We start from the raw sequence: 10,738 nt of genomic DNA, 5'->3' as shown, positions 1-10,738 counted from the left end.
AGGGCTTCATCGACGCCGAAACCCTCCTCCGTCTCGCCAAGCGATACGAAAAGACAAACTACGGCGCATACCTCAAAAGAGTCGTGGACGTCGATCAGTGACGTCGCTGACGGGCCGTGCGGCCGCAGCCGCACACGGCGTGGCCGGATCGAGGGCGACGTCTGATCCGTGTGCCGGGAGAGAGGACCGGGCGCTCCTCGCCGTCCTGATTCCGTTTCTTCTCGTCGGGCTGCCATTGTGTCGTCTCGGGTATGGAGCAGACAACGACTCCTACCTGATGCTCGACGCCGGTCTCTCGACCTGGGTCGAGGGCGTGCCCACGATGTCGCGGCATCCCGGCTACTGGCTCTACGAGCTGCTCGTCTTTTTGCTCGATCGTCTCGGGGGCGCGTCGGCCGTGAATCTGGCCACGCTCACCGTCTCGACCATGGTGCTGTGGCGTCTGTGGCGCCTCGCCGAACCGGTGCCGATTTCCTGGCGCGTGCCGCTCCTGCTCTGTTTGGCTCTGAATCCGTGGTATTTGGCGGCCTCCACCAGCGCGATCGACTACAATTATGCCCTTCTCGCAGTGATCGTCTCGGTCGAGGCCGCCTTGCTGGAACGTCCTCTGCTGCCCGGGCTGTTCGGCGCGATGGCGCTCTGGTTTCGGCTCGGCTCGGTTTTCCCGATGCTCGGAGCGTTCGCGGCTCTGTTCCTCTCCGGGCCGGATCGACGTTCGCTTTACAAGACAGCGATCGGTGCGACCGTGTGCATCCTGTTGGGCGGCTCGCTCTATGTCGCATCATGGATGGTCTCGGGTCGGAACCTGTCGTTCCTGCAGGCGCATGCCGGGCCGGAGGAGATGTGGTCGGCCACGATGTGGCTCGGCCGCGTGCTCTACAAGCCTCTGGGACTTCTCGGGCTGCCCGCCACCCTTTTTGCTGCTGCGCTCGTGGTTCTCTGGTGGAGTGACGTGGCGGGGCTGGTGCGCACCACGGGGGCGGAGCGCCGGCTGTGTTTCGCGGCGGCCGGTGTCGCCGCGGGGGTGGGGTCGCTTTATCTGCGCTATCCGATCGAGACCAGTTACCTGCTCCCGGCGCTCGCCTTCGGGCTTGTGCTGTTCGGCGTCGCGTCGCGTGGCCGGCCTCCGGTCTTCGGCTGGGTGCTGCTCGGCCTGGTCGTGCTCGGAAACATCGTGGTCGTTCAACTCGCCGCGCCCGACCGTCCCGGAAGTGCGACGTCCGCGCGCCTGGATTTCAGGTTGGCACCCGGCGTCCTCGTCACCGATGTCCGGGACCGGATCGCCCTGATCGGATGCCGCAGCTTCTCCTGCTGGCTGGGACGTCGCGCGACATCTCCGGACGCGCGGTCGTAGCGCATTCTTCGCGTTGCAGTGCAGGGCTCGTGATGATAAAAGTGATAATAATGATATAGTCGTGTTATCGCAGTGACGGAATCCCCCGGCCATGCTGGACAGCAGCCACTCCCTCGTCGGAACACGAATATGGGTCGCCGGCCACGCCGGCATGGTCGGATCCGCGCTGGTGAGGCGGCTGGCGAGCGAGCACTGCACGGTGCTGACGGCGGACCGGGCCGTCGTCGACCTCACCCGACAGGTCGACGTGGAGAACTGGCTCCGCGCGGCGCGGCCCGACGTGATCGTCCTGGCCGCCGCCAAGGTCGGTGGGATCCTGGCCAACAGCTCCTATCCGGCCGACTTCATCTACCGCAATCTCGCCATCGCCACCACGGTCGTCGAGGCGGCACATCGCATCGGCGTGCAACGACTGCTCTATCTCGGCTCGTCCTGCATCTATCCCCGGGGGGCGCCCCAGCCGATCACCGAGGAGGCGCTGCTCACCGGGGCGCTGGAGCCGACCAACGAGTGGTACGCCGTCGCGAAGATCGCGGGCATCAAGCTCACCCAGGCCTATCGGCGTCAGCACGGCCGCGATTACATCGCCGCGATGCCGACGAACCTCTACGGGCCGGGTGACAGTTTCGATCTCTCGAACGGCCACGTGCTGCCGTCCTTGATCCGGAAGGCCTGGGAGGCGCGCCAACGCGGCGACCGCGACCTGGTGATCTGGGGGACCGGAACGCCGCGCCGGGAGTTTCTTCACGTGGACGATTGCGCGGACGCGCTCGTGCACCTCCTGAAGACCTATTCGGGTGATCTTCATGTGAATGTCGGCTCCGGCGTCGACGTCACGATTCGCGAACTCGCGGAGCTGGTCGCCGCGACCGTCGGCTTCGAAGGCCGCGTGGTCACCGACCCGACCAAGCCCGACGGCACCCCGCGCAAGCTGATGTGCTCGGCACGCCTGGCCGCGCTCGGCTGGCGCCCGCGCATCTCACTCGAGGAGGGGATCCGGTCGACGGTCGCCTGGTTTGTGAAGTCGTCGAGGGCTCCGGTCCCGGTGGATGCGTGACTGCGGTGCTCAGGACGAAATCCGGAGCGCCGCGTGACGGGAGGCGACAGCGCGGCCCCATCGCCGGTGGCGACCCCCGCCTCGCGGCTGCCGAGACGGCCGTGCTGTCGTCCTCTTGTCCCTGCCGTCAGGGCATGACGCTCTCTCGCTGCATCATCGCAACCTGCGATGCGATCCACGGATAGGTCGCGGCGAGACCGCGCCGCAGCGGCCACTGGGCGCGCCAGCCGAGCGACTCGATTCGGCGATTGCTGAAGTTGCGCGACTGCACCCCGACAGGACCGTCGACATGGCGGATGCGGATGCGCTTGCCGGCGATCTCGGCGGCTGCCGTCACCAACTCGTCCACCGTGACGTATTCGGGGTTCCCGATGTTGACGGGCCCCTCCAGGTCCGATTGCGTGAGGCGGAAAATTCCATCGACCATGTCGTCGACGAAGGTGTAGCTGCGGATCGCCGAGCCGTCGCCCCAGACCTCGACCTCGCCGCCGTCCGCCGCGCGGGCGACCTTGCGGCAGATCGCGGCCGGCGCCTTCTCGCGGCCACCCTGCCAGGTTCCTTCGGGGCCGTAGCAGTTCTGGAAGCGGGCGATTCTGACCTGCATTCCGTATCGCCGCGCATAGGCCAGCGCGATACGCTCGGAATAGAGCTTCTCCCAGCCGTACTCGTTGTCCGGTTGCGCCGGATAGGCGCCGCTTTCGGTCATCTCTGGCTCGCCGGTCGCCATGTCGCGATAGACGCAGACCGAGGACGAATAGAAATAGCGCGGCACGCCGAGGCGGGCCGCCGCATGCGTCATGTGGACGTTGACCAGCACATTGTTGTGCATGATCTCGCACTCGGCGCTGTGGATGAATCCCATGCCGCCCATGTCGGCGGCGAGCTGATACACCTCGTTCGGGATCCCGCGGGGAGTCCGCAACGCCTCGATGCACTGGTCGGGGTCACGAAGGTCGAGCCGGCGGAACTCGTCGGCCGCCGTGGGGTCGAACTCGGGCGTCTTGAGGTCGACGCCCCGGACCCAATAGCCTTGGCGTTTCAACCGTTTGACGAGGTGACTGCCGATGAATCCGCCGGCCCCGCACACGACTGCAGTTCTGACCATCCTCGCTCCGTTTCGTCGGGCGCCCGGCATCGTCCGTACGCTGGTGTGTCGGTAAAGACACGCTTCGCATCATCAATAACATAACATGGTTCGATTGGTGATAGTGTGAGATCGTCGCGCAAGAGCGGATTTGGTATGTGGTCGGGAACTGCACCCCCCGGCGCGTCGTGCGCTCGATGGTGCACGTATCCAGCATTCATGATCGAGGTCGAGAACGGATGAGCATTCTCGTGACCGGCGGCGCCGGGTATATCGGCAGCCACATGGTACACGCCCTGGTGGACGCCGGAGAGCGGGTCGTGGTCCTCGACAATCTGTCGACCGGGTTCCGTTCCTCCGTTCCGCGGGAGGTGCCTCTGGTGGAAGGCGACACGGGCGATGCCGGGCTGGTGTCGCGGCTGATCGCCGAGCACGGGGTCGACGCGATCATCCACTTCGCGGCCTCGATCGTGGTCCCGGAGTCGGTCGCCGAGCCGCTGAAGTACTATCGCAACAACACCGCGAATTCCCGCAGCATGATCGAATGCGCGGTGCGAGGTGGTGTGAAGCATTTCATTTTCTCGTCGACCGCCGCGGTCTACGGCAATCCGACGCGCGTTCCGGTCGCGGAGGACGACGTCTTGGCGCCGGTGTCGCCCTACGGGTCGTCCAAGCTGATGACGGAGATCATGCTGCGCGACGCGACGGCAGCGCACGGTCTCGGCCACGTGGTGCTGCGCTACTTCAACGTCGCGGGTGCGGACCCGCTGCTGCGGACCGGCCAGTCCACCAAGAACGCGACGCATCTGATCAAGGTCGCGGTCGAGACGGCGCTGGGCCAGCGTGGCAAGATCGACGTCTTCGGTACGGATTACGCAACTCCGGACGGCACCTGCGTGCGGGACTACATCCACGTGTCGGATCTGGTCGCTGCACATGCGGATGCGCTTCGCTACCTGCGGGCCGGGGGCGCGCCGGTCACGGTGAACTGCGGCTACGGGAGGGGCTTCTCGGTTCTCCAGGTGATCGAGACCGTGAAGCGGGTGGCGGGCGTGGATTTCCGGGTCGATCTGGCGCCGCGCCGGCCCGGCGATCCGGCCTCGATCGTCGCGGCTTGCGATCGCGCCCGCGAGTTGCTCGGATGGCAGCCGCGCCACGACGATCTGCAGACGATCGTCGAGCACGCGCTGGAGTGGCAGAAGAGGCTCGCGACCGCCGCCGCCGGACGATAAGCTCATCCTTGCCGAAGCGGCCTTGCCGCTATGGCAGGACGCGCATCGCTGCGATCGTCGAGTTGGACCGCTGGACTGGAACCGCCTGCGGGCGATACGGTATACGACCGTCATGACGAGCAACCATCACGGACTGTTCCGCTGACCGCGCATCCTTCACACGAGATCGGTCGGATGGCCGGCAAGCCTTATGTGATCGCGTTCGCGCAGGGGAAGGGCGGGGTCGGCAAGACGACCATCGCCGTCTCGGTGGCGTCCGAGCTGCGGAAGCGCGGCGCCGCGCTCGCTTTGGTCGATGCCGACCCGCAGGGGTCGGCCTGCCGCTGGGCGGAGGTCGGCAAGCTCGGATTTCCGGTCTGGCGCATTCCGCTCGACGAGCGGCCTGTGCCGACCTGGGTCGCGCAGCTGCAGCGCGTCACCTCGCGTCTGGTCCTGATCGACTCCGCGCCGAACGATCGCGCGCTCGGCGCCTGTGTGGCGCTGGCCGACACCGTGATGGTGCCGTGCGGTCCGTCGGGCCTCGATCTCGATGCCACGTTCAGGACGATCGGAATCATCCAGGAGGTGCGTCGCAGGCGTCCGAATGCGATGCGCGTGATTCTCATCCCCAACCGGGTCGATCTGCGCACGCTCGAGGGACAGCAGATCTCCGAGGAGTTGAAGGCCACGGGTGAGACCGTCTGCGCACCGATCGGCAGCCGCACGGCCTTCGTCCGTGCTTTCACGACCGGACACGCCGTCAACCAGTTCGCGCCGGGGAGCCCGGCCGACCGCGACATTCAGGCGCTCTGCAATACGTTGGAAAGCGTGACCCGGTCGAAGCCCCGGGAAGTCAGGCATGCCTGACGAACGGGGACGCACGGTGTCGCCGAGTTCCCGCCGGCTGCGCCGGGCGATCCTGCTGATCGTGGTGTCGTGGTGCGCGGTCGCTCGGGGGGCTTCGGCCGACGAGCCGCCGCGGCTCGTCCTGCCGGTCGCCTGTACGCTCGGTCGAACCTGCGTGGTGCAGAACTTCGTCGATCATGACAAGGGCCCGGACGTGCGTGACTACGCCTGTGGCCGGCGCGCTTACGACGGCCACGACGGAACCGACATCCGCGTCCGGACACGGCGTGAGATGGAGGCGGGCGTGGACGTGGTCGCGGCGGCGAAGGGTCGCGTGGTTCGGACGCGCGACGGCATGGCCGACACGGTGGGACGGCCGAAGGAGAATGAACTCCAGGGCCGCGAATGCGGCAACGGCGTCGCCCTGGATCATGGTGCCGGCTGGGAGACACAGTACTGTCACCTGGCCCGCGGCAGCGTGGCGGTGAAGTCGGGCGACCAGGTGGAGCCGGGCGCCCGTCTCGGGCGCATCGGCATGTCGGGTCGGACCGAGTTTCCTCACCTCCACTTCACCGTCCGGTTTCGCGGCAAGGCCGTCGATCCGTTCGCATTCGGTGCGGCCGAGGGCGCGTGCAGCGGCGGGCAGGCGCTCTGGCGGCCCGGGTTGGAAGAAGACGTCGCGTATCGGCCCGGTGTGGTTCTCGATGCCGGCTTCAGCAGTGCGCCCGTGACGCTGCAGGCGGTCGAGGCCGGCAGTATTGCCGATGCACCACTGCGCCCGGTCTCGCCGGTTCTCGTCGCCTATGTCCGTGCGATCGGACTTCGCGCCGGAGATGTACAGCGCATCACCGTGCTGGGACCGGACGGAGAGATCCTGGTCGACAACACGGCCGAAGCGCTCGACCGCGACAAGGCGCAGTCTCTCCTGTTCGCCGGAAGGCGGCGCACCGTCGAACCATGGCGGGAAGGGGCCTACACGGCGACCTACACGGTCCAGCGCGACGGCCGGATCGCTGTCGAGCACCGGTTCGACACGCGCCTCGCGCCGTAGACCTCGCGACGCGATCGCGAGCCGCCGCGGTCGGGCGGAACATGTCGCCGTATCATTCATTCATCCTGCGACGTCACGCGCCGGGAGGCGACATCCCAGGTTGATTGTCGATGGTAATGCTATCGTGTATGATGTGAAACGATGAGGTATCATTCGCAGCGCATCTCGCGCCTCGCCCGTCTCCTGTTCGTCGTGCTCGCGGCGGTGGCTGCGATGGACGGATATGTGGGGCTGCGATTCGGCTGGGCCGACGAGCCCGGCCTCCGCCGCAGCCTGCCGGGCGGGACCTCCCGCGTCCTCGCTGTTGCGACGACCACGGTCAGCGAGCCGGACGACGAGTGGTCCGATGCTCCGGCCGGCCCTCTTCGATGGTCCTACGTCGAAACGGGTGGCGGCGACGAGCGGCCGATGCTGCGGAGCGCGGCGCTTCCGCGGATGGGGGAGCCGGATGGGCGCACCGTCCGCATCACACGGCCGCCCGCCCGTGGACCGCCGGCCCGGAGTGCCGACCTCGTCCGCCGAACCTCTTCATCATTCATCTGACGCGTGTCTTCGGTACGGAAGTCAGCGTCGTGGAAGAACCACCATGCGCACACAGACTCGCAAAGGACAGGCTCACAAGGAGCAGGTCACCATCGCGGCGCTCCTCAATCTGATCCGTCTCATGGGAGCCGAGCTCGTGGTCGCTGATCCGCGCGACATCCCTCGGCTCGAAGCGGCCGTCCGGCGCAAGATCGGGCGGATCGATCTGTCCGCCTTTCCGCCCGAGGTCGCCCAGGCCGGCCTCGCCGAGGCGCGCGCGCTCGTCGATCGAACCCTCGCGGCTGTCCGGCAGCAGACGTTGCGGCGCTGCGAGGCGAGCCGCAAGACGGCGCAGCGTCGGCGCCTCAACTGACATCCTCGAGAGCCGGACGCCCGGTCCGTCGGGCGACCGGCTCCGGCCGCTGGGATAGTCGTTCAGCGCGCCTGTGAGGAGAGTGCGGCGGGCTCGATCTCGAGAGGGCAGGGCGCCGCGTGGAGCGTGATCCTGAGCCTGAAGCCGGTCGACTTCGTTTCCGCATCGATCGCCAGTGCTGCGGTCGGGGGAAGGCCATCGAGCGCCTTGCGCTCGATGATCTCGTCGCTCGGCAGCCGCATGCCTCTTTGCCGGACCTGGGCGAGCAGCAGGCCGGCTCCGTGCTCCGGCTGAGCCTCGATGTCGACGACACCGATCTTCGGCAGGCCCCTCTCGCGATGGCAACGCTGGTCCTCCCAGGCGACGGTGTCCCGGCCACCGGCCGCGACATCGAGGTCGGGCCACTCGGCTCCAGCCACGCCGAAGAATCGGGAGTCGATCGCGTGGTCGGAGATCCGGATTCTCACCCTCAGACGAAGTTTCGACGTAGCTGCCGTCGCTGTCGCGGGACGCGCGGCGACGGCCGCCGTCACCCAGTGCCGGACCCCGAGGGTCGCTCGGCTGTGATCCGCCTCGGCATGCGCCTTGTCTGCCACAAGCCCCAGTGTGACCAAGCCCGCGACGGCGAGGCGGATGGAGCGGGCGTTCGGAGAGGCGCCGGGCCCGGCCGGCGAGCCGTTCAGCGGCACACCCGCGGCCGGACGGTCCGCGGCCCGCATGTGGGGACGGCTGCCTTTGCGCACCCCGCCACGTCCCGGACACACGGCGTTCGGCGCCAGCGATATCCGTAAGGGTAGGGCTGCGCCCAGAACGAAGCGAGCTCGACGTCGGCGGTTGGGAGAGGAGCCAGCGGAAGAGCGTGCGCCGGTGCCGTCGCGGCCACGGCACAGGCGAGGAGAACGGCGGGCAGGATCGTCCGGAGCATGAGCTGACCTCGGCGTCGGAATGTCGGGCCCGACAGGCCCGAGCATTCACATGTGATAGGCAACGCCGACGATAACATCAGCGGCGCGCAAATTCACCGGCCGTCGTCGGGGATGGTCTACCGGATGCCGCGTGGCGATCGGCCCCGAGTAGACGGGGCGCGCCGTCGATGGTTCGTGGGGCCACGTCTTACAGAGTCCGGCACACCGACAGCGGTCGGGCGGTGCGAAGATCGACCGCGGGCGTGCGGCCGGAGGCGCCGTAGGTCTGTGGCGTGGCTGTCCGGGTCATCTCTCCGGCGACACCCCGCACGATCCCTTCGGACACCGCATGCGCCGTGGCGAGCGCGGTGAGGTTGCGCTGCAAGCGGCCCTGGAAGGCCGCATGGCGGGCCTTCACGCTGTCCAGCTCGCCGCCGAGCTCGGACCGCAGCTTCGGAAGGCTGTCGCGCAGGCGGAGGCTATCGGAGAGATAGCGCCGGGCGTAGCCGGTCTTGGTCTGTGCCAGGCGTGCGACCTCGGACAGCCGGCCGGCTCGGACCAGCCGATCCTCCTCCTCGATCACCTCGGCCAGCGCCGCGATGGTCTGGTCGAGCATGCGGATCACGTCGCGGGCTTCGTCGGCGGAGGTGATCGTGCGGGGAGCCGTGTCCCGGGACTCGGCGGTGGTCGAGGCTTGGGTCATTGGATGCTCGTCTTGGTTTGAGCGGCGGAGCGGGCTTCCTGCTGGCTCAGGAGCGTCGAATAGACGTGCTTGGCGAGGCCGATGCCGCCGGCCTTCGCGAAATTCTTCGAGTATTCGTCGACCAGCATGGAGCGCCACACGCCGGTGCTCTGCGAGTTGCCGAGCGGGCCGTCCTCGCCGATGCTGGTGAACATCGTCTGCATCATCGAGTTGAGGAACATCGCCTCGAAGTCCTGGGCCTGCGACCACGCCTTCTCGGCGGACGTCTGCGGCGCCTTGTGCGGCATCACGGAGCTGGACGGCAGCGTGCCGGTGCGGGCGCCGTCGAGCAGCATGGCCCCGGCCGCCGGAAGGCTCGTGGCCGATGTCATCACATCACCTCCAAATCGGCCTGGATCGCGCCGGCCGCCTTGATGGCCTGCAGGATGGCGATCAGGTCGCGCGGTCCGATACCGAGAGCATTGAGCCCGTCGACGAGCTGCTGCAGCGAGATGCCTTCGCGCACCACCGCGAGCTTACGGCCGTCTTCGCTGACCCCCACGGAGGTCCGGGGGACGACCTGGGTGCGGCCGCGCGAGAACGGGGCCGGCTGGCTCACCTCCGGCGATTCCGAGATCGTGACGGTGAGGTTGCCCTGGGCCACCGCGACCGTGGAGACGCGAACGTCGCGGCCCATCACGATGATGCCGGAGCGCTCGTCGACGATGATGCGGGCGAGCTGGTCTGGATCGACCTGGAGCTGCTCGATCTCGGTGAGCATTGCGACGACGTTGCCGGTGTACTCCTTCGGCACGCCGAGCTGGACGGTCGAGGGGTCGATCGGCTCGGCCACCGGCATGCCGAGGAAGTCGTTGATGGCGGCGGCGATTCGCTTGGCGGTAGTGAAGTCCGGATTGCGGAGTGCCAGGCGCACCTGGGTGAGCCGGTTCAGTGCGAACTCGATCTCGCGCTCGATGATGGCGCCATTGGCGATGCGGCCGACGGTCGGCACGCCGCGCGTGATCTTCGCCGCTTCGCCCTCGGCCATGAAGCCGCCGATGGCGAGCGAGCCCTGCGCCACCGCATAGACGTTCCCGTCGGCGGCGAGCAGCGGGGTGATGACGAGGACGCCGCCCTGCAGGCTCTTGGCATCGCCGAGCGCCGACACCGTGACGTCGACCCGCGTGCCCTGGGTCGAGAAGGGCGGCAGATTCGCCGTCACCATCACGGCCGCGACGTTGCCGGTGCGCAGGGTCTGGCCGCGAATGTTGACGCCGAGGCGCTCGAGCATCGCCTGCAGGGACTGCTTGGTGAAGGGCGAGTTGTTGATCGTGTCGCCGGTGCCCTGCAGACCGACCACCAGGCCGTAACCGATCAGCTGGTTCTGGCGCACGCCCTCGACATTGGCGAGGTCCTTGATACGCGAGGTGGCGCCCGCCGGCGGCCCTGCGAGCAGGGTCGCGGCCAGGACGATCGCGGCCAGTGCGGTAGTCAGGATTGCCCGCATCGCTTGCTCCTCGGACGGCGTGACGCAGTCCCTGTAGCGAGGAGCGTGCCAGTCGCAGCGCTGGTGAGTCGCGTTGAGATATCGAGAGAATTTTACGCGTGCGGCCGGCGCCCGGGGCAGGAAAGGGCGGTCGGCACGGTCGACCC

12 protein-coding genes are annotated in these 10,738 nt (G+C 67.8%); 7 read left to right on the top strand and 5 right to left on the bottom strand.

Annotated elements, in window-relative coordinates; genetic code table 11:
- Nucleotides 1–97: 97 nt before the first annotated feature.
- Nucleotides 98–1,354, top strand: a complete 1,257-nt coding sequence (locus CH341_RS04415; RefSeq protein WP_146604368.1) for a hypothetical protein — start codon at nt 98–100, stop codon at nt 1,352–1,354.
- A gap of 91 nt (nt 1,355–1,445) precedes the next feature.
- The gene (gene fcl, locus CH341_RS04410) at nt 1,446–2,411 is read left to right on the top strand and encodes a GDP-L-fucose synthase (RefSeq protein WP_111417815.1); all 966 of its coding nucleotides are present in this window, start codon (nt 1,446–1,448) and stop codon (nt 2,409–2,411) included.
- Nucleotides 2,412–2,538: 127 nt separating this feature from the next.
- On the opposite strand, the gene CH341_RS04405 is transcribed toward fcl, so the two are convergent.
- Complete coding sequence (locus CH341_RS04405) at nt 2,539–3,516, bottom strand: NAD-dependent epimerase/dehydratase family protein (RefSeq protein ID WP_111417814.1); 978 nt, start codon at nt 3,514–3,516, stop codon at nt 2,539–2,541.
- A 218-nt stretch (nt 3,517–3,734) separates the two neighbouring features.
- Here CH341_RS04405 and galE point away from each other — a divergent pair, with 218 nt between their 5' ends.
- The 5 genes from galE to CH341_RS04380 all read left to right on the top strand — a co-directional run bounded on the left by galE (nt 3,735) and on the right by CH341_RS04380 (nt 7,498).
- Nucleotides 3,735–4,727 carry a UDP-glucose 4-epimerase GalE gene (gene galE / locus CH341_RS04400; RefSeq protein WP_111417813.1) on the top strand — a complete coding sequence of 331 codons (993 nt, stop codon included), beginning with the start codon at nt 3,735–3,737 and terminating at the stop codon, nt 4,725–4,727.
- A 174-nt stretch (nt 4,728–4,901) separates the two neighbouring features.
- Complete coding sequence (locus tag CH341_RS04395; protein ID WP_111417812.1) at nt 4,902–5,573, top strand: ParA family protein; 672 nt, start codon at nt 4,902–4,904, stop codon at nt 5,571–5,573.
- A gap of 157 nt (nt 5,574–5,730) precedes the next feature.
- Nucleotides 5,731–6,603, top strand: coding sequence for a M23 family metallopeptidase (locus tag CH341_RS04390; RefSeq protein ID WP_245430875.1), 873 nt, complete (start codon nt 5,731–5,733; stop codon nt 6,601–6,603).
- 141 nt (nt 6,604–6,744) lie between these two features.
- Nucleotides 6,745–7,146, top strand: a complete 402-nt coding sequence (locus CH341_RS04385; RefSeq protein WP_111417810.1) for a hypothetical protein — start codon at nt 6,745–6,747, stop codon at nt 7,144–7,146.
- Between the two features lie 43 nt (nt 7,147–7,189).
- Complete coding sequence (locus CH341_RS04380) at nt 7,190–7,498, top strand: hypothetical protein (protein WP_111417809.1); 309 nt, start codon at nt 7,190–7,192, stop codon at nt 7,496–7,498.
- A 62-nt stretch (nt 7,499–7,560) separates the two neighbouring features.
- On the opposite strand, the gene CH341_RS04375 is transcribed toward CH341_RS04380, so the two are convergent.
- From CH341_RS04375 to CH341_RS04360, 4 genes are all read right to left on the bottom strand, one after another.
- Nucleotides 7,561–8,217 carry a hypothetical protein gene (locus CH341_RS04375; RefSeq protein WP_111417808.1) on the bottom strand — a complete coding sequence of 219 codons (657 nt, stop codon included), beginning with the start codon at nt 8,215–8,217 and terminating at the stop codon, nt 7,561–7,563.
- 394 nt (nt 8,218–8,611) lie between these two features.
- Nucleotides 8,612–9,106 (bottom strand): hypothetical protein, encoded by a 495-nt coding sequence (locus tag CH341_RS04370; protein WP_111417807.1) that lies wholly within the window; start codon nt 9,104–9,106, stop codon nt 8,612–8,614.
- Nucleotides 9,103–9,477 carry a flagellar assembly peptidoglycan hydrolase FlgJ gene (gene flgJ, locus CH341_RS04365; protein WP_111417806.1) on the bottom strand — a complete coding sequence of 125 codons (375 nt, stop codon included), beginning with the start codon at nt 9,475–9,477 and terminating at the stop codon, nt 9,103–9,105. The genes CH341_RS04370 and flgJ overlap by 4 nt, the downstream gene beginning before the upstream one ends.
- Nucleotides 9,477–10,592, bottom strand: a complete 1,116-nt coding sequence (locus tag CH341_RS04360) for a flagellar basal body P-ring protein FlgI (protein WP_111417805.1) — start codon at nt 10,590–10,592, stop codon at nt 9,477–9,479. Before CH341_RS04360 ends, flgJ begins: the two co-directional genes overlap by 1 nt.
- Nucleotides 10,593–10,738: the final 146 nt, after the last annotated feature.

This window comes from Rhodoplanes roseus (genome assembly GCF_003258865.1).
Classification (GTDB): Bacteria; Pseudomonadota; Alphaproteobacteria; order Rhizobiales; family Xanthobacteraceae; genus Rhodoplanes; species Rhodoplanes roseus.
This window is presented reverse-complemented; position numbering and strand designations above follow the sequence as displayed.

Excerpts from the sequence above, each read along its gene's own strand:
- fcl (WP_111417815.1), top strand. The coding sequence starts at position 1,446 with ATGCTGGACAGCAGCCACTCCCTCGTCGGAACACGAATATGGGTCGCC.
- CH341_RS04405 (WP_111417814.1), bottom strand. The coding sequence starts at position 3,516 with ATGGTCAGAACTGCAGTCGTGTGCGGGGCCGGCGGATTCATCGGCAGT.
- galE (WP_111417813.1), top strand. The coding sequence starts at position 3,735 with ATGAGCATTCTCGTGACCGGCGGCGCCGGGTATATCGGCAGCCACATG.
- CH341_RS04395 (WP_111417812.1), top strand. The coding sequence starts at position 4,902 with ATGGCCGGCAAGCCTTATGTGATCGCGTTCGCGCAGGGGAAGGGCGGG.
- CH341_RS04385 (WP_111417810.1), top strand. The coding sequence starts at position 6,745 with ATGAGGTATCATTCGCAGCGCATCTCGCGCCTCGCCCGTCTCCTGTTC.
- CH341_RS04380 (WP_111417809.1), top strand. The coding sequence starts at position 7,190 with ATGCGCACACAGACTCGCAAAGGACAGGCTCACAAGGAGCAGGTCACC.
- CH341_RS04375 (WP_111417808.1), bottom strand. The coding sequence starts at position 8,217 with ATGCGGGCCGCGGACCGTCCGGCCGCGGGTGTGCCGCTGAACGGCTCG.
- CH341_RS04370 (WP_111417807.1), bottom strand. The coding sequence starts at position 9,106 with ATGACCCAAGCCTCGACCACCGCCGAGTCCCGGGACACGGCTCCCCGC.
- flgJ (WP_111417806.1), bottom strand. The coding sequence starts at position 9,477 with ATGACATCGGCCACGAGCCTTCCGGCGGCCGGGGCCATGCTGCTCGAC.
- CH341_RS04360 (WP_111417805.1), bottom strand. The coding sequence starts at position 10,592 with ATGCGGGCAATCCTGACTACCGCACTGGCCGCGATCGTCCTGGCCGCG.